Source organism: Mesorhizobium sp. M0833, from assembly GCF_040319905.1.
Classification (GTDB): domain Bacteria; phylum Pseudomonadota; class Alphaproteobacteria; order Rhizobiales; family Rhizobiaceae; genus Mesorhizobium.
In genome coordinates this window covers 21,845-38,078 of the sequence record NZ_JAMYOQ010000018.1, presented here as the reverse complement: position 1 = coordinate 38,078, position 16,234 = coordinate 21,845, and the positions used below count along the sequence as shown (strand labels likewise).

Sequence of the window (16,234 nt, the reverse complement as noted above, 5' to 3'; positions counted from 1 at the left end):
CAAAAGATGCAAAAGATCACCCCCTGCCTATGGTTCGACGACCAGGCCGAGGAGGCCATGAACCATTACATCTCCATCTTCAAGAATTCGAAGGTGCTGAGCGTGATGCGCTGGCCCAAGGGCAGCGGCGATAATGAGGGCAAGGTGCTGATGGTCTCATTCGAACTCGACGGCGTTCAGTTCCAGGCGCTCAACGGCGGGCCGCAATTCAAGTTCACCCAGGCAGTCTCGCTCTCCATCGACTGCAAGACGCAGGAAGAGGTTGACTATTTTTGGGACAGGCTCATCGCGGGCGGTGGCGAGCCCAGCCAGTGCAGCTGGCTGAAGGACAAGTTCGGCCTCTCCTGGCAGGTCGTTCCCGAGCAGTTGCCCAAGCTGCTACTGGACCCCGACAGGGAAAAGGCTGGCCGCGTGATGCAGGCGATGATGCAGATGAGCAAGATCGACATCGCCAAGATCGAAGAGGCAGCCAAGGGGTGAATGGAACGCGATCTTTCCTTCTCCCCCTGTGGGAGAAGGTGGATCGGCGCGAAGTGCCGAGACGGTTGAGGGGTGCTGGACGGAATGAGACGTTGGTGTTTCCTGGAACACCCCTCATCCGTCGCCCTCGGCGACACCTTCTCCCACAAGAAGGGGAGAAGGGAAGGGGCGCATCAGGCCGCTTTGTCGCGGACCTGATAATCCTTTACCGCCGCAAAGCGGATCGCCTTCCAGCGTTCAGCCTCGTAATTGAGCGAGAAGGCGTGCTGGGCGAGGAACACCGGGTCGTTGTCGAGGTCGCGGGCAATGTCGCCGCGATGCGCCTCGATGAAGCGCTGGAGATCGGCTTTGTCGGCGGAGATCCAGCGGCAGACCGAAAAGCGCGACATCTCGAAATCGACCGGCAGTGTGTATTCGAAGTTCAGCCGCTCTTTCAGCACATCGAGCTGCAGGGCGCCGACGACGCCGACGATGGCCGGCGAGCCGTCCTCCGGCGAGAACAATTGCACGACGCCTTCCTCGGCCATCTGGTGCAGCGCCTCCTTGAGCTTCTTGGCCTTCATCGCGTCGCCGAGGCGGACGCGGCGCAGGATTTCCGGCGCGAAATTCGGCACGCCGCGAAACAGGATCTCCTCGCCTTCGGTCAGCGTGTCGCCGATGCGCAGCGTGCCGTGATTGGGAATACCGACGACGTCGCCGGCAAACGCCTCGTCGGCGGTGACGCGGGTGCGGGCGAAGAAGAATTGCGGCGCCGACAGGCTCATCGGCTTGCCCGTGCGCACCAGCTTGGCCTTCATGCCGCGCTCGAGCTTGCCGGAGCAGACGCGGACGAAGGCGATGCGGTCGCGGTGGTTGGGGTCCATATTGGCCTGGATCTTGAAGACGAAGGAGGTCATCTTGTCCTCGGTCGCCTCGACCTTGCGCGTGTCGGCCTCCTGCGCGCGCGGCGGCGGCCCATAGGCACCGAGCGCCTCGATCAGGTCGCGCACGCCATAATTGCGCAGCGCCGAGCCGAAATAGACCGGTGTCAGATGGCCTTCGCGAAAGGCTTCCAGATCGAGCGGGCGGCAGGCCTCGCGCGCCAGCTCCAGCTCCTCGATGAAAGCCTCCCGGTCGTTCTCCGGCAAGAGACCGGCGACACGGTTGGAATCGGGGCCGTTGACCGGCGTGCGCTCCTTTTCAGCGTCGCCCTTGCGCACAGCATTCAGCGCCAGATGGTAGGTCCCGCAAAAGGTCTTGCCGCGGCCGATCGGCCAGGTGATCGGTGCGGTATCAAGCGCCAGCTTCTGCTCGATCTCGTCGAGGATGTCGAACGGGTCGCGGCTTTCTCGGTCCATCTTGTTGACGAAGGTGATGATCGGGATATCGCGCAGCCGGCAGACCTCGAACAGTTTCAACGTGCGCGGCTCGATGCCCTTGGCGGCGTCGATGACCATCACCGCGCTGTCGACCGCCGACAGCGTGCGATAAGTGTCGTCGGCGAAATCCTCGTGGCCGGGCGTGTCGAGCAGGTTGAAGACAGTGTCCTCATATTCGAAGGTCATCACCGAGGTGACCACCGAAATGCCGCGCTCGCGTTCGATCTTCATCCAGTCGGACCGGGTCTGGATGCGGTCCTTCTTGGCCTTGACCTCGCCGGCAAGCTGGATCGCACCGCCGAACAAAAGCAGCTTTTCGGTGAGCGTCGTCTTGCCGGCGTCGGGGTGAGCAATGATCGCGAAAGTGCGGCGGCGCGATACCGCTTGTTCGATGTATTCAGCCAATTTCATGGAATCCTGTCTGTGGCGCGGGCTTTTAGCAGCGCTTTCTCCGCCTGTCGACGGTTTTGGGCTAATGGGCTCGGCCGAAGGGACATGCCGGTTTGTCGTTGCGACCGAATGGACGATAGGACCCTGTCCTAACGAGCCAACGGCACAGATTGCGGCTGTTCAGATGAGAAGATACTCTCCCGCTATGTCCACGCTACCATGATTGCTTCTGGTAAGGGTGGCTGGTGGCCGACGCCCCTGCCGCCGAGCCAGGTAATCGACTGGATCTCCGAGCGGTTTATGCCGATGTCGCGCAACAGGTAGTCCGGCAGTTCGTAAAGCAATGCGCGGTCACGCCGGATGCGGATGATGCGGGCTAAGGCGCGTGGAACGGCGAGCCACATTTCGACGGTTGCGGCGACGAACCGCGAACTATCGGGATGATCGGCGATTAAATCCGGCTCTGTATGTCCGATCAGCATGGCAATATTTCCTGTGGTTCGAGGGATGGGAGACACGGTTCCGAGATGTCGGCCGCGGAATGTTGGGAGAGCCATGCAATGGCCCTCCTGGGCGCTGCGTAACACCAGTCAAGACATGTCGTGTTCGCAGCTCACATAAGGGTTCCAGTCGGCGAACATGCCGGCCGGATTGTGCCGCCAGTGCCAGACGTGAAGCTCGTAGTAGGGGTCCACGGGATGAACGCCCACCGTCGTCTTGCGCTGGAGAGTGCGTCCGAGAAACTCGGGAACACCCTTGCCCTTCCAGTCCTTCTCGAAGACTATATATTCCATGCCAACGAGCTGCATGGAGCCGTCGGGCTCAGGTTCGTAGGTCAGCACGTCCGGCTCGCCGAGCACCAGCTTGCCGTCACCGGCACGACCGGGATGGATGAAGTGTATACCCATCGTGGCGTGCTCGTCATGTGTCGTGCATTCGAACAACTGCTGGTAACCGTCGGCTTTGGCGACCTCGATGCTGAGGTATTTGGCGGCCATCTCCCGCGACCGGTTGAGGACCGGGTCAGGTATGTCATGAGCATCCGCCGCGCCGCAGAAGAATGCCGAGATTGCCACGGCGAGCACAATATCTGAAAAGTGCTTCACGATCCGTCCCTCCCTGCTAGGCCTGAGCGTAGGCGGTCGTTGGATCGAACCGGCGCTTCACCTGCGTGATCTTTGTGGCGGGGAAGCCGCTCATCTTGGCATGGCGCTGGATGATCGCTTCGTCCTTCGCGAGGTAGACGCAGAACGTTTTGTCATCCGCAACGAACGACTCCACCCACTGAATCTCCGGGCCGAGTTCGGCAAGAACGGCGTTCGAAGCCTTGGATGCCTCGCGAAGCTGCTCTCGCTCGAAAGTGCCGACCTTCGGAATATCCCTTTCAATGATGTACTTATGCATTTTCCTAGTTTCCTTGTGTTGGGTTCAAATGTCGCCGGACGGCCGATCGCTGCCGATGACATCCCCGGGGCTGCTGAGCTAAAATGCTCCTTGGCCGGCCACCACATGGAGAATGACAGGAGGGGCGGCCAACAGTCCTTACGCCGCTCTTATCTTCTTCTGATCCTTTGCCCATTGTCGTAGGAGGAATGCTGCCGATGGGGATGTATTGCTTCGGTGACTTCGAGCTGAACGAGGAAGCTCGCGGTCTTCGTCTCGCCGGCAGGGAGATCGAGGCGCAACCTCTGGTCTTCGATTTCCTCGCCATTCTTCTGCGCCATCGGAGCCGGGCTTTGAGCAAGGAAGAGTTGCTCGAAACGCTGTGGCCGGGCGTCACGGTGACCGAAGCCTCGCTGCAGCGTGTTGCCAGCCTGGCTCGCAGCATCCTTCGCCAGGGCGGCATGGAAACGGCACTGCGCAACCTGCCGCGGTTCGGCTACCGGATGTGTCTCGATCCGCCAGCCGTTTCGGAACGAGCGCCGACTTTCCCTGATCCGTCGACTGCGCATTCGAGCGCTAGCTTGCAGATCTTGGCCGCGCGGGCGGCGGCTTCGGCCAGGAAATGGTATGAGGCCGCGGCTTTGTTCGCCGAAGCGGACACTGCCGACGAGCTGGTCACCGCCGATCTCGAGGAATGGGCACTGGCTCTGGAATGCATGGGGCGGCCGGCCGAAGCCATCCCGCCGCTGACGCGTGCCGTGAGGGCATACAGCATTGCTGGGCAAGGTTCGCGGGCCGCTGCTCCGGCAATCACACTTGCGCGGATCCACCTAGAGCGAGGAGAGCTTGCCGTCGCCAAGGGCTGGCATCAGCGCGCGGCAGCATTGATCGGCACCGCCACCGATAGCCGGGAGCACGGCCTTTGGTGTTGGATGGGGTCGCGGATCAAGGCAGCGGACGCGGAACCGGAACAGGCGCTGGCGTTTGCCGAGCAGGCCTGCGTCGTCGGCAAACATCTGGAAGATCCGGTCGTGGAGTCGCTCGGCCTTGTCTATCGCGGTTTTTTCAAGCTTTGCCTTGGCGACAGCCAATCCGGACTGGAAGATCAGGACGCCGCCGCCGCCCTCGGTTTGTCCAGCGACGTCGATCCGGTGGTCGGCGGAATTCTCTATTGCAACGTCCTTTGGGCCTGCCGAAATTTCGGCGACTGGTCGAGAGCAAACCAGTGGACCCTCGGTTACGAGAATTGGTGCAGGGGCCACGGGCTAGAGGATCTGTCGGGCTCGTGCCGGTTGCATCGGGCCGAGGTGCTCGGCGTGCACGGCACGCTGAAGGAAGCGGAAGCATTGGTGCGCACTGCCCTCGACCAACTTGCGCTCGATGCGCCTTGGGCGATGGGCGACGCGTTGCGTGTGTTAGGCGACATCCATCTTGCGGCAGGGGACCTCACCGAGGCGGAAGCTGCGTATCGTGGCGCCCATGCGGTCGGCTGGGACCCTCAGCCGGGCCTTGCATTGCTGCAGCTCGAGCAAGGACAGGCAGAAGCCGCGTTCAGCGCTCTCGAGCGGTCCCTGATCGGGTCCGCCTGGCCGACCTTGCAGCGTCGGGGTTTGATTCTCGCCACTCTGGCAAAGGTGGCGGCACGAACGGATCGACTGGAGCGCGCGAAGCAGGTCATCGCCGAACTGGAAACCCAGCCACAGCGCTGGCCGATGGCATCTATCCGGGCGCTCACCTCGGAAGCCAAGGCCGAGCTTTTCATACGGGAAGGCCGCTTGGCCGAGGCAATTGGAGAACTGCAAGTTGCATACTCGCGCTGGAATGAGATCGGTTCGGCGGTTAATGCCGCCGACGCCCGGCTCTCGCTTGCGGCTTTGCTCATTCAACTGGGTGATCGCACCGGCGCAGAATTGGAACTTGGCACCGTGCTGACGGTCGCAAGGAAAGTCGATTCGTTACGGCTTATGCGCCGATACGAAACCTTGAAAGCGCTGCTCGGCGGCACAAATAGAGAGGCACCCGCGTAAGAAGCTGCGGCGGCGTGATAACGTCACGCCGGTTCGGCGGCATGGCTCTCGAAGGCTATCTCGGGAATCCACTCGGCAACGGCGGTACCGATCCTGTCGGCATGGTCCTCCTGCAGATAATGCGCGCCGGGTCCGAGATCGATCAACCGGCAGTTCTTCAGGCCGGCTGCGAATTCCCGTGCCGCCTGCGGCGAGACGAGGGCGCCCGGATCGCCTGAGAAAAGCAGCTTCGGGTAGGAGGAAGCCCGGAGCGCCCGATGGTCGTTCTCACTGATGGCGGCGACATCGGCGGGCTGGCCTTCGATCGGCAGGTCGCGCGGCAGCCTCAGGATCGGCTTGCGCGATCGCGGTGTCGGGAACGGCGCCCGATAAGCTGCCATTTCAGCATCGCTCATCGTGTGCAGAACCGAGGCCGGCAGCACCTTTTCGACGAAAACATTGTCTTCCAGAACAAGCTTCTCACCGATGCCAGGCGTGCGCATTGCCTTGAACAATTCGCGCGCCTGCGGACGCTGGTGGAAATCGTCCCAGCTCTCGAAGGGGCGGATGAATTCCATGAAAGCGAGGCCGAGGATCCGCTGCGGCCGCCGGGCGGCGAGATGGAAGGCAAGGGCGGTACCCCAGTCCTGCGCGACGACCACCATGTCGGTGATGCCAAGCGTCTCGATGAAAGCGTCGAGATACCGGACGTGGTCGAAGAAGCGATAGTCGATGTCCGGCTTGCCGGATTGGCCATAGCCGATCAGGTCGGGCGCTATGCAGCGGCCGAACGGCGCTACATGCGGGATGATGTCGCGCCAGATGTAGGACGACGTCGGGTTGCCGTGCAGGAAGAGTACTGTCGGGCCAGCCGTGCCTGCCTCGACATAGGAAATGGTGGAATCGAGTACCGCGACTTGCGAGCGCGGCAACATTCTGCGCTTTTCGAGTTTCGGGTTCATCGGATCAGCTCCTTTTTGCGAAGACTGTTTTGAAGACGATGTTCTTGAAACGCTCCAGCGGTTCGGGACTGCGCTCCACCTTCATGCGCAGCATCGCGCCTTGCCAGGAACTCAAAAGGAAATCGGCGAGATCCTCGGCATCGAACGCGTCGGTGATATCGCCGGCCGCCTGGCCCTCGGCGATGCATTCGGCAAAGGGCTTGCGCCAGCGTTCGAAAATGGCGACGAGTTGCAGCCTCAGCGCCTCGCTGTGAGCCGCCGTCTCGAGGCTGAGATTGCCGATCATGCAGCCCCGTGCCCAATCATGCGCCTCCAGCTTCGACGTGATGATTTCGAGATAGCGGCGCAAGCGCCCGACCGGGGGCGTGCCGTCCCGGGCGAGGGCCTGCTCCACCAAACCGCTCACATAGGCGAAATAGCGGTCCAGCACCTCGCCGGTGAACGCCTCCTTGGAGGCAAAATGATTGGTGAAGGACCCCGGGCGGGCATCGGCCGCGGCGACGATGTCGCGTACGCCGGCGGCCGAATAGCCGGAACTCCAGATGGTCTTGAAACCGGCGTCGAGAAGCTTTTCGCGAAGTGAATGTCTAGCCATGCCGGTATAATACGTACGTACGTATTAAAGTCAAGAAGCATATTTTATACCGCGCGCTCTTGGCAGAACCCACGGGCAATGGCATCGCAGTGGTGGCGTTGGAACGAGGAGTGAAGCATGGCAGCGGCGAAACAAGTCATCGTCATCGGCGCCGGCATCATCGGCGCCTCCATCGCCTGGCACCTGACCAGGGCCGGAGCAAAGGTGACGGTCATTGCCGGCAGCGGTGCCGGCGGCGTCGCGACGCCGAATTCCTTTGCCTGGATCAATGCCAGCTGGGGTAATCCGCAGCCTTACTTCCGGCTACGGACTCGATCGATGGCCGAATGGACGCGATTGGCGAACGAGGTGCCGGGCATCCCGTTGCAATGGTGCGGTGGCCTGTGCTGGGACCTGCCCGCGGCCGAACTGGAAGCCTATGCCGCCGAACATTCCTTATGGGGCTATGGCATCGAGCGTGTCGACCGCGCCGCCGCAGCACGCATCGAGCCCAATCTGACCGGGCTTCCCGACTTCGCCCTTCATGTCGCCAAGGAAGGTGTCGCCGAGCCGGTCGCCACCACGCAAGCACTGCTGGCCGACGCCGGACGGCGCGACGCGCGGCTGCTGACGGGAGTTACCGCGACCGCGCTTGTGCAGGCCAACGGCAGGATTGCCGGCGTCGATACATCCGGCGGGCGGATTGCTGCCGACGAGGTGGTGATCGCGGCCGGAGCCGGCTCTCCTGCACTAGCGGCAACAGCCGGAATAGAACTACCGATCGAGACGCCACCCGGCCTGATCGTGCATTCGCGCCCCTACGAAAAGCTGCTCAACGGGCTGGTGATCGGCGACCGACTGCATATGCGCCAGACGGCGGAAGGCCGCGTCATCGCCGGCTCGGATTTCGGCGGCGCCGATCCCGGCATGGATGCCGCGGCCACCGCCCGCGACCTGTTTGCAGCGATGAAGGCGATGCTGCGCGGCGCGGATGGGCTGGAACTCGATTTCCACACCATTGGCTACCGGCCGACGCCGGTCGATGGCTTTCCCATCATAGGCCGCGCCGAAGGCACGGGCGGCGTCTACGTCGCCGTTATGCATTCCGGCATCACGCTGGCGCCGGCCGTCGGCCTGTTCGCCGCCCGCGAAATCCTCGACGGCGAGCGCGATCCGCTACTTGATCCCTACGGGCTGGCGCGGTTTACTCAATAACCGGGCGGCCGGCGAAAGCCGCCGGCCAGCGGCTCGATGGCCCTGGCGATCCCGAGCAGGCGCGACTCCGACCAGCGTTTGCCAACAAGCTGTAGTCCGATGGGCAGGCCGTCGCGATCCTGTCCGCAGGGCAGCGACAGTGCCGGGTGGCCGCTGTAGTTGAACACCGCGCCATAGGCCGGCAGCATCCAGTAGCTTTGCTTCTCGCCGTCGACCTCGATCGGCGTTCCCGGCTCGCAATGCGCGAAGGCGGTGACCATGGCGACCGGGCACAGCAAGGCGTCGCAACCGTCGAAGAACCGTTCCCATGCCAGGATGGAGCGGTCGCGGCGGGCGAGCGCCTCGAACCAGCGCGAGACCGGCGTCGGCTTCTCCGGCGGTTCGGGCTGCGCCGCCTCCAGCATCATGCCGATCAGGACGCCGCCCTGCTTCAGGTCGTCATGCAGGTCGAACTCCGGCAATTCGGCTTCCTCGACGATGGCGCCCGCAGCCTGAAGCTCTTTTGCCAGACTTTCGACCGCCGCGCTGATCTCGCCGGCCACTGGAAAGCCCGGAAAGGACGGCGCGACGGCAATGCGCAAATTTTTGAGGTCCAGCTCCGGCATGGTTTCGACCGGGACCGGCGCAAGGTCGGTATCGCTTCCATCCGGCCCGGCGATGAGGCCGTAGATGAGCGCCAGGTCCTCGACGCTGCGCGCCAGCGGTCCGAGGCAGGACATCAGCCGCACGCTGCGCGGCGCCCCGACTGGATCGGGGAAGGCGCCGGCGAGCGAGACGCGGTGCTCGGTCGGCTTGAGGCCGTAGACGCCACAAAAGGCGGCCGGCAGCCGGATCGAATCCTGCATGTCGGTGCCGACCTCGAACGGCGTCATTCCGGTGCTGAGCGCCGCCGCTGCACCGCCACTGGAGCCGCCGGCGGTGCGCTGGAGATCCCAGGGATTGCCGGTGCGGCCGAATAGCGGATTGCTCGACTGCCAGTCGCCCAGCATCGTCGCCACGTTCGTCTTGCCCACCAGTATGCCGCCTGCCGCCTTTAGCCGGACAACGACCGAACTGTCTGCCCTCGGGGCATAGTCGGCGAAGGCCGGGAAGCCGACGGTGGTTCTCATGCCAGCGGTTTCGTGCGTGTCCTTCAGTGTGAACGGCAGGCCATGCAGCGGCCCAAGTGCCTCGCCGCGCGCCTGCGCTTCGTCGGCTTTCTTCGCTCGAGCGCGAGCCCCCTCCCTGTCGAGCGTGACGACGGCATTGGCCGCCTCATTGTGCCTGTCGATCTGCGCCAGATGCTCGTCCAGCACTTCTATTGCGGAAACCGTACGGTCGCGGATGGCCGCGGCCAGTTTGGTGGTCGAGGAAAAGACGATATCCATCATGACCGCTCCGGGCTATCGCGTCGCGCTCCTCAAAATGGTGGATTGCGGCGCGGCTTCAAGCCTGGCTCGGCATTTCGACGACGGCGGCGCTTGATCGGGATTGCGCTGCCGGGATGTTTTGAGGGGGCGCTGTACCGCGCCCTCGCCGCGATCGGCACCTCTACGGCTTACCGTCCCCGGTTATGCGTCCGTTCGTAGAGCTCACGGATGATGCCGCTTGCCGTGGTCTCGAACAGAAACGGCAAGAAAGCATGAATGAGCGCGGCAAAGGCCGCCATGAACAATCGCGACGAGAACCATGCGGCGAAAGCCATATGGCCGAAATAGCTCTCGCCGACCGCGGCCGGGTGAGAGGTGAAAAGTCTTGCAAGCCGTGCTGTCATGTCGATCCCTCCTGCCGGCATGAGAGCCAGCGATGAATATCCTGCCACGGCTATCAGGTTCATCGGTCTCAAATTGTCCTTGTCTAAAGCCAAATTTTGGGACAAATATCCCACATGATGGTGGAAATTGACGAAATAGACCGGAGATTGCTGGCCGAACTGCAACGCGACGGCACGCTGTCCGTCGACCAGCTCTCGGCAAGAATATCGCTGTCGCGTAATGCCTGCTGGCGCCGGGTCAAGCGGCTGGAGGAAGACGGCGTCATTACCGGTCGGGTGGCGCTGGTCGACGCCGACAAGCTCGGACTCGGCCTCTCGGTGTTCATCCTGATCCGCACCTCGAACCACGATCCCGACTGGCTGCAAAGATTCCGGGCGGCGGTGACCGGCTTTGCCGAGATCACCGGCGCCTACCGCATGTCCGGCGATCTCGACTATGTGCTGCGCGCCCGCGTCGCCGATGTGAAGGCCTATGACCGGCTCTACCAGCGGCTGATCGCCAAGGTGGCGCTGTCGGACGTTTCGGCCTCTTTCGTCATGGAGGAGATCAAGGAGACCACGGTCGTTCCGATGGAACTGCGCTGAGGCGGAACTGCGCTGAAAGAAAGCCGTTGATAGCATTGCCGCCGAGTTGACTGAACCAGCGTTCGCGACGATAGGATCAGCCTTATGCGCGCAGCACCTTATCCTACCTCCGTCATCGGTCCGGCTGTCGGTTTCGTCAGGCTCCCGCATGGCGAGGGCTTGCCGCTTCCCGCCTATGAGAGCTCGGGCGCCGCCGGCATGGACCTGCGCGCCGCCGTCCCCGACGACAGGCCGCTTTTGATCCTGCCGGGAAAGCGCGCGCTGGTGCCGACCGGGCTGGTCCTGGAAATTCCGGAGGGCGTCGAAGGGCAGGTCCGGCCGCGTTCGGGCCTCGCCTTCAAGCACGGGCTCACCTGCCTCAACACGCCGGGCACCATCGACAGCGACTATCGCGGCGAGGTCAAGGTGCTGCTGATCAATCTCGGCGACGAGGATTTCGCGGTGACGCGGGGCATGCGGATCGCCCAGATCGTCTTCGCCCCGGTAACGCAGGCGACCGTCGAGGAGCGCACATTGGCCGGCGGCACAGCGCGCGGCTCGGGCGGCTTCGGATCGACCGGCACCGCTTGATGAAAATACCCAAACTCGTCATCTTCGATTGCGACGGGGTTCTGGTCGATACCGAGAACCTGGCCAATCGGCGCCTCGCCGAATGGTTGACCGCGGCAGGCTTTCCGGCCAGCTTCGAATATTGCCGCAAGAATTTCTCCGGCCGCAGCATGGTCTCGGTGCAGAAGGAAGTCGAGGCGACCGGCGTCAGCCTTGGCGCCGATTTTGTCGAGCGCTGGAACGCCGGCCTGCTGGACCTGTTCGCACATGGCATCGAGGCAATCCCCTACGTTCGCGAGTTCATCGAAACCGTGCACGCCGCCGGCACCGCCACCTGCGTCGCCTCGTCGGCACGGGTGTCGAAAATGCACATCACACTCGGCCAGACCGGGCTGCTGCCGCTGTTCGAGCATGCGCTGTTCAGCTCGACCATGGTCTCGCGTGGCAAGCCGTTCCCCGACCTCTTCCTGCATGCGGCAGCGACGATGGGCTTCGCGCCCGCCGACTGCATCGTCATTGAGGACAGCGTCGCCGGGACGACAGCCGGCATCGCCGCCGGCATGCGCGTCTATTCCTACCACGGCGACCCGCTTTCCGACCGCGATGGACTGATCGAAGCTGGCGGTATCCTGTTCGACGACATGCGTGAACTGGCCGGGCTGGTGCCGATCCACTGACCGCCTTGGCGCAGGCTGCATGCGCATCCGGTCTCAGACCGGGCGTGGGGCTCCAAGTACTCGGTCGACCGTGTCGCGTATGAGAGTGCGCAGCTTGGCCGGCCTGTCGAGATGACTGACGACAAGGAGCCCGTCGGCCGCCACCGTTAGCGCGTCCGCTGTGCGGTCCGGATCGGGATTTGCATCCGCGATCAGCAGATCCCTGAGGATGCCCCACTTCCAGTGACGATGCTGATCGATCGCCTGGCGAACCGGGCTGCTGGGATCGGGGTATTCGGCAGCGGCGTTCTGAAACGGGCAGCCGCGGTAGCCCGGCTGGTCTGCCGCATCGGCGATGAGATCGAATATGGCAAGGATCATCTGGCGAGGTGGCCGCCGCCCAAGGCGCGCGATTGCCGCCCGTCCTCCCTTGCTGAGCTCCTCGATGTAGGCGCGGACCAGATCGTCCTTGGCCGCGAAGTGATGATAGAACGTCGCCTTGGCAACGCCGGCCTCGGCGATGATGCGGTCGATGCCGACCGCGCGCACCCCCTCCAGAGAAAACAGCGCGGTCGCCGTATCGAGGATGCGACGGCGCGCAAGACTTTCGGGACGATCGTTGATTCGGGGTGCGGACATGCCTTGACTATATAGCAGACAGGTCTGTATACATCCATATGTAGACAGACAGGTCTACCTACTAATGGAGGAAAGGCGAACATGGCTTCGATAGTCAGGGAAATCATCGTAGATGCTTCACCGGAAAGCGTATGGGCGACGGTCGGCGACTTCGCCGGCGGCGCCCAACGGATAGCCCCAGGCGTTTTCGTGGACTGCAGGGTGGATGAGGACGACGTACGGGCCCTTACTTTCGCCGACGGCAAGATTGTGCGAGAGCGGCTCATCGCCCGCGACGAGCAGAGCCGGCGCATCGTGTGGGGATGGCTCGGCGATGAGGTGACCCACGATAACACCTCCATGCAGGTCTTTGCCGAGGGCGAGGGCCGGAGCCGCCTGGTCTGGATCCACGACACTCTGCCGGACGAACTCGGCGCGTGGCTCGCAGCCGCCATGGATCAGCTGGTGCCTGTTTTCCAGCTGACCCTGGCAACCGAAGCCAAACCAACATAGCGGGGGAACGCCAGGTGTTTCCTCTTGGCCGCAAAATGCTCTAGCTTGCGCGCGCCCGACATAACGAGCGCGCGCATGGCCTTCTCCCTGTTTCGTTTCATCCTTGCCTGCCTGCTGCTGCCTTGTCTTTGGACGACGGCCAGCGCCGAGGCCGTCAGTTTCCCGGAGCTCGGCAGCGCCGTCCCCGGCCACGGCGATGTCACCTATCTCGACCTCGCCAGGATGGTCATTCCCGATCTGACCGCGGACAAGGACGGCTTTTTCCGGGGTTCGACGCCGATCGAGATGCGCCACATCGCTGGTCCGGACTACGACGGCTCCCCGCCGGCGACGTCGGGTCTTTCCAACGCCGGCGTGCTCGGCATCAAGGCCGGCGGCAAGGAGCGGCTGACCATGCTGTTCGACCTTGGCGACTCGCCTGACAGCGCCGAGGGCTATGCCGTGCTGGCACTCTACGACATCACCGGCAAGCCGGCGCTGCTCGACGCGGTCAATGTCGCCGTCGACCGCATCACCTATCTTCGCGATCCGGGCAAGCTGCCGATCGGGCCTGGTGACGACGCCATCATCAGCATGAGCATGCATTTCAATTCGAGCCAGGGCTATGGGATCACGCCGCTGATCATGGTCCGCAACGACAGGTTCGAGCTGATCGACATGATCTATACGTTCGACGAAAACCTCTGCACTCATAGGAGGACACAGAATGCGGCGTTCCAGGTGATGGCCGACGGCCAGCCTTATGCGGCCATCAAGGTCACAGTGACGGACGCGACGCTACCGGGAGAAGAAAGCTGCGACGGCCAGCAGCCGCCAAAGGCGTCTTCGCGCGACATTTCCGTCACCTATCATTGGGACAAAAATGCTTCGCGCTACGTCAAGGATTCCGATGCGCTGGACCGATTGGCAGATGACAACGCCAAACGCTTCTGAGCCAACCGCATTTGTTTGCCCGGCGCCTTCCGCCGGGCTAGAATTTGCCTCACATTCTGCACTGGAGGGGAGCATCCATGGACAAGGGTAAGATTTTTCGCGACCTGCATGCCTCGATCTTCGTCATGGCCAATTCCTGGGACGTCGGGACGACCAAGCTCTTGGCGTCGTTCGGCTTCAAGGCGCTGGCCACGACCAGCGCCGGCTTTGCCTTTTCGCGCGGCCTGCCCGATGGTGCGGTGACGTTCGAGGCGATGATCCATCATTGCCGTGAAGTGTCGGCGGCGACCGGGCTGCCGGTTTCGGCCGATCTCGAAAAGGGCAAGGGCGACAGCGCAACAAGTGCCGGCGAGACCATCTTCGCCGCCGAGGCGGCTGGCCTCGCCGGCTGCTCGATCGAGGACCATACTGGCGAGCCCGACAAGCCGATCTATGATTTTGCGCATGCCGTCGAGCGCGTCGCGGCGGCGGCAGAATCGGCACGGGCACTGAAACGCGATTTCGTCTTCACCGCGCGGGCCGAGAATTTCCTGTGGGGCAAGCCCGATCTTGACGATACGATCAAGCGGCTGCAGGCCTTCGAGAAGGCCGGCGCCGACGTGCTCTATGCACCGGGGCTGGGCGACATCGAGATGGTGCGAACCGTCTGCTCGGCGCTGACCAAGCCGGTCAACGTCATGGCCAAACCCGGCTTCACCATCGCCGACCTGGCCATGGCAGGGGTAAAGCGCGTCTCGCTCGGTCCATGGCTCACCAATTTCGCCTTCGGCATGCTGGAGACCGCGGCGCGCGAGATCCAGCAGGATGGCACCTTCGGCTTCACCCGCGCCGCCATGCCGTTCGGCAAGCTGCAGGCGCTGTTTGCCAAATCTTCAGCCTAGGTCGGGCCCGGCGAATGACCCTCACCGTCGTCGACATGCACACCGGCGGCGAGCCGCTGCGGATCGTCACCGGCGGCTACCCTGACATTCCCAAGGGCACGATCCTCGAAAAGCGTGCCTATGTGCGCGACCATCTCGATCATCTCAGAAAGGTCCTGATGTTCGAGCCGCGCGGCCATTACGACATGTATGGCGCGCTGCTGGTGGAGCCCGACCTGCCGGGCGCCGACCTCGCGGTGCTGTTCATGCACAATGAGGGCTATTCGACGATGTGCGGCCACGCCATCGTCGCGCTCGGCCGCTACGCCGTCGACGAGCGGCTGGTGGCGCCACGCGAGCCGCTGACGACCGTCAACATCGAGGCGCCATGCGGGCTGATCTCGGCTGCGGTCGAGGTGAGGGATGGCAAGGCCGGTGCGGTGTCCTTCGAAAGCGTGCCGGCGTTTCTGTTCGCCCGCGACCGGCGGATCGAGCTGCCGGGCTATGGTCCGGTCGGCTTTGACATCGCCTATGGCGGCGCGTTCTATGCGCTCGCCGACTGCCGCCAATTCGGGCTGGAATTCGGCAGGAATTGGGTGCGCGATTTCGTCGATGCAGCGACCGCGCTGACCGATAAGCTCAAGGCCGAATTGCCGCTGTCGCATCCCGACCATGCAGATCTCGCCTTTCTCTACGGCACCATCCTGACCGACGGACAGGATGCGTTCTCCGATACGCCGACCAAAAACATCTGCGTTTTCGCCGAAGCCGAGGTCGACCGTTCGCCGACCGGCTCGGGCGTCACCGCGCGGCTGGCGGCAATGCACGCCAAAGGCCAGATCGAGATTGGCCGGACGCGGCTGTTCGAGAGCATCGCCGGCTCGCGCTTTTCCGGCGCGGTCGCACGCACGGCCACAGCCGGGCCGCATGATGCCATCATCGCCCGCGTCGGCGGCCGCGCCTATTACTCAGGACGTGCCGAATTCATCGTCGAGGACGATGATGACCTGGGCAGGGGTTTCCTGCTGCGCTAGCTCCCTTCCGGCACCGAGATCGCCTTGTGCAGATGCACCATCATGGCGGCGGCGAACAGCGGCGTCAAAAGGTTGAGCAGCGGCACGGCCAGGAAAGCGGCGACGACCAGCCCGGCCAGGAATACGGTGACCGCGTGCTTTCTGCGCAGCGCCCTGGCCTCGGCCTCCGGGCGAAAGCGCATGGTGGCGAACTCGAAGAACTCGCGCCCGAGCAGATAACCGTTAACGATGAAAAAGGCGGCGATGTTGATGCCCGGCACCAGCAGAAGCAGCAGAGCGATGATGTTGCCACGGCGTTTCCAATTCCATGTCAAACATGCCCGTGGCTGATATCTCCGAATAGGCGGAGACCGCCCAAGTCGCAA

General features: G+C 63.3%; 19 protein-coding genes and 2 pseudogenes. 11 read left to right on the top strand and 10 right to left on the bottom strand.

All coding sequences use genetic code 11. The features are described from left to right. The first annotated feature begins 6 nt into the window (after positions 1 to 6). The gene (locus NKH98_RS20485) at positions 7 to 480 is read left to right on the top strand and encodes a VOC family protein (RefSeq protein ID WP_352702460.1); all 474 of its coding nucleotides are present in this window, start codon (positions 7 to 9) and stop codon (positions 478 to 480) included. Between the two features lie 173 nt (positions 481 to 653). On the opposite strand, the gene NKH98_RS20480 is transcribed toward NKH98_RS20485, so the two are convergent. The 4 genes from NKH98_RS20480 to NKH98_RS20465 form a co-directional block, all read right to left on the bottom strand. Next, complete coding sequence (locus NKH98_RS20480; protein WP_502894286.1) at positions 654 to 2,249, bottom strand: peptide chain release factor 3; 1,596 nt, start codon at positions 2,247 to 2,249, stop codon at positions 654 to 656. Between the two features lie 182 nt (positions 2,250 to 2,431). Next, positions 2,432 to 2,710: a DUF1127 domain-containing protein gene (locus NKH98_RS20475; RefSeq protein WP_352901037.1), complete on the bottom strand. Its 279-nt coding sequence runs from the start codon at positions 2,708 to 2,710 to the stop codon at positions 2,432 to 2,434. A 108-nt stretch (positions 2,711 to 2,818) separates the two neighbouring features. Beyond that, entirely contained in the window at positions 2,819 to 3,334 is a 516-nt protein-coding gene (locus NKH98_RS20470) for a hypothetical protein (RefSeq protein WP_352901034.1), read from the bottom strand. A 16-nt stretch (positions 3,335 to 3,350) separates the two neighbouring features. Then, positions 3,351 to 3,632, bottom strand: coding sequence for a DUF4242 domain-containing protein (locus tag NKH98_RS20465; protein WP_352901032.1), 282 nt, complete (start codon positions 3,630 to 3,632; stop codon positions 3,351 to 3,353). 188 nt (positions 3,633 to 3,820) lie between these two features. On the opposite strand from NKH98_RS20465, the pseudogene NKH98_RS20460 reads away from it, so the two are divergent. Beyond that, positions 3,821 to 4,105 (top strand): annotated as a pseudogene (locus tag NKH98_RS20460) (winged helix-turn-helix domain-containing protein); the annotation flags it as partial. A gap of 147 nt (positions 4,106 to 4,252) precedes the next feature. Next, positions 4,253 to 5,638, top strand: a complete 1,386-nt coding sequence (locus tag NKH98_RS20455) for an ATP-binding protein (RefSeq protein WP_352901219.1) — start codon at positions 4,253 to 4,255, stop codon at positions 5,636 to 5,638. Between the two features lie 23 nt (positions 5,639 to 5,661). On the opposite strand, the gene NKH98_RS20450 is transcribed toward NKH98_RS20455, so the two are convergent. Together NKH98_RS20450 and NKH98_RS20445 are read right to left on the bottom strand one after the other, a co-directional pair. Then, positions 5,662 to 6,579: a haloalkane dehalogenase gene (locus NKH98_RS20450; RefSeq protein WP_352901030.1), complete on the bottom strand. Its 918-nt coding sequence runs from the start codon at positions 6,577 to 6,579 to the stop codon at positions 5,662 to 5,664. Positions 6,580 to 6,583: 4 nt separating this feature from the next. Then, positions 6,584 to 7,174 carry a TetR/AcrR family transcriptional regulator gene (locus NKH98_RS20445; protein ID WP_352702454.1) on the bottom strand — a complete coding sequence of 197 codons (591 nt, stop codon included), beginning with the start codon at positions 7,172 to 7,174 and terminating at the stop codon, positions 6,584 to 6,586. Positions 7,175 to 7,291: 117 nt separating this feature from the next. Here NKH98_RS20445 and NKH98_RS20440 point away from each other — a divergent pair, with 117 nt between their 5' ends. Further along, complete coding sequence (locus NKH98_RS20440) at positions 7,292 to 8,368, top strand: NAD(P)/FAD-dependent oxidoreductase (protein ID WP_352901027.1); 1,077 nt, start codon at positions 7,292 to 7,294, stop codon at positions 8,366 to 8,368. Here the strand turns inward: NKH98_RS20440 and NKH98_RS20435 are convergent. After that, positions 8,362 to 9,735, bottom strand: coding sequence for an amidase (locus NKH98_RS20435; RefSeq protein WP_352901204.1), 1,374 nt, complete (start codon positions 9,733 to 9,735; stop codon positions 8,362 to 8,364). The genes NKH98_RS20440 and NKH98_RS20435 overlap by 7 nt on opposite strands. Positions 9,736 to 9,905: 170 nt before the next feature. Continuing rightward, positions 9,906 to 10,121, bottom strand: coding sequence for a DUF6356 family protein (locus NKH98_RS20430; protein ID WP_023717932.1), 216 nt, complete (start codon positions 10,119 to 10,121; stop codon positions 9,906 to 9,908). 114 nt (positions 10,122 to 10,235) lie between these two features. Here NKH98_RS20430 and NKH98_RS20425 point away from each other — a divergent pair, with 114 nt between their 5' ends. The 3 genes from NKH98_RS20425 to NKH98_RS20415 all read left to right on the top strand — a co-directional run bounded on the left by NKH98_RS20425 (position 10,236) and on the right by NKH98_RS20415 (position 11,932). Then, positions 10,236 to 10,706: an Lrp/AsnC family transcriptional regulator gene (locus NKH98_RS20425; RefSeq protein ID WP_352901024.1), complete on the top strand. Its 471-nt coding sequence runs from the start codon at positions 10,236 to 10,238 to the stop codon at positions 10,704 to 10,706. 84 nt (positions 10,707 to 10,790) lie between these two features. Beyond that, positions 10,791 to 11,276: a dUTP diphosphatase gene (gene dut / locus NKH98_RS20420; RefSeq protein ID WP_254816143.1), complete on the top strand. Its 486-nt coding sequence runs from the start codon at positions 10,791 to 10,793 to the stop codon at positions 11,274 to 11,276. After that, complete coding sequence (locus tag NKH98_RS20415; RefSeq protein WP_352901022.1) at positions 11,276 to 11,932, top strand: HAD family hydrolase; 657 nt, start codon at positions 11,276 to 11,278, stop codon at positions 11,930 to 11,932. The genes dut and NKH98_RS20415 overlap by 1 nt, the downstream gene beginning before the upstream one ends. A 33-nt stretch (positions 11,933 to 11,965) precedes the next feature. On the opposite strand, the gene NKH98_RS20410 is transcribed toward NKH98_RS20415, so the two are convergent. Then, on the bottom strand, positions 11,966 to 12,550 hold the full coding sequence (locus NKH98_RS20410) for a TetR/AcrR family transcriptional regulator (RefSeq protein ID WP_352901020.1): 585 nt from the start codon (positions 12,548 to 12,550) through the stop codon (positions 11,966 to 11,968). Positions 12,551 to 12,631: 81 nt separating this feature from the next. Between NKH98_RS20410 and NKH98_RS20405 the strand changes: the two genes are divergently transcribed. From NKH98_RS20405 to NKH98_RS20390, 4 genes are all read left to right on the top strand, one after another. Further along, on the top strand, positions 12,632 to 13,042 hold the full coding sequence (locus NKH98_RS20405; RefSeq protein WP_352901019.1) for an SRPBCC family protein: 411 nt from the start codon (positions 12,632 to 12,634) through the stop codon (positions 13,040 to 13,042). A 75-nt stretch (positions 13,043 to 13,117) separates the two neighbouring features. Then, on the top strand, positions 13,118 to 13,975 hold the full coding sequence (locus NKH98_RS20400; RefSeq protein ID WP_352901017.1) for a hypothetical protein: 858 nt from the start codon (positions 13,118 to 13,120) through the stop codon (positions 13,973 to 13,975). Positions 13,976 to 14,052: 77 nt separating this feature from the next. Then, positions 14,053 to 14,856: an isocitrate lyase/PEP mutase family protein gene (locus NKH98_RS20395; protein ID WP_352901015.1), complete on the top strand. Its 804-nt coding sequence runs from the start codon at positions 14,053 to 14,055 to the stop codon at positions 14,854 to 14,856. 14 nt (positions 14,857 to 14,870) lie between these two features. Then, entirely contained in the window at positions 14,871 to 15,869 is a 999-nt protein-coding gene (locus NKH98_RS20390) for a proline racemase family protein (RefSeq protein WP_352901014.1), read from the top strand. On the opposite strand, the pseudogene NKH98_RS20385 reads toward NKH98_RS20390, so the two are convergent. Next, positions 15,866 to 16,159 (bottom strand): annotated as a pseudogene (locus NKH98_RS20385) (EI24 domain-containing protein); the annotation flags it as partial. The gene NKH98_RS20390 and the pseudogene NKH98_RS20385 overlap by 4 nt on opposite strands. Positions 16,160 to 16,234 lie beyond the last annotated feature (75 nt).